Source organism: Chryseobacterium tongliaonense (genome assembly GCF_041224435.1).
Taxonomy (GTDB): Bacteria; Bacteroidota; Bacteroidia; order Flavobacteriales; family Weeksellaceae; genus Chryseobacterium; species Chryseobacterium tongliaoense.
This window is the reverse complement of record NZ_JBGFFD010000035.1, coordinates 1-589: the sequence shown is the minus strand read 5'-3', so window position 1 is coordinate 589 and position 589 is coordinate 1. Positions and strand designations below refer to the sequence as shown.

At 35.1% G+C, this 589-nt stretch carries 1 protein-coding gene; it reads left to right on the top strand.

Translation table 11 applies throughout. The annotated features are described in order from the left end of the window. A partial coding sequence (locus AB8P06_RS20625; RefSeq protein WP_369844528.1) for an IS3 family transposase occupies positions 1-548 on the top strand: 548 nt, incomplete at its 5' end. Positions 549-589: the final 41 nt, after the last annotated feature.

Below are 589 nucleotides of genomic sequence, written 5' to 3'. Positions count from 1 at the left end.
TAGAGAATTATTTGAATCAAAATTTTCAGACTAACAACAGCAAAGAAGTCTGGGTTTCTGATATTACTTATATCCGTACAGGTCAGGGCTGGCTGTACCTCACGACGGTCATTGATTTGTTTGATAGAAAGGTTATAGGATGGTCGCTAAGTGAGACGATGAAGGCTCAGGACACCAGTATTGCTGCCTTGAAAATGGCACGGCTTCACCGTCCTTTACAAGATCATGATAGTTTAATTTTCCATTCGGACAGAGGGATACAATATGCCTGCACAGAATTTACGTCAATAATCGGAAAAAACATTACCCGAAGTATGAGTGGAAAAGGAAATTGCTATGACAATGCTGTAGCGGAGAGTTTTTTCAAGACCTTAAAAACAGAACTTATTTATCAAAATAAATATGAAACTAGAGACCATGCTAAAATCTCTGTGTTTGAATATATAGAAACGTTTTACAACACTCAGAGAAGGCATTCTGCTTTAGGGAATTTAACCATAAAAGAGTATCAAAATTTAATGTCTAATCAATCTAAAAATGTAGCATAAAGAAGTATATAAATTTTGTCTCAAAAATTGTTGCAAGTTCA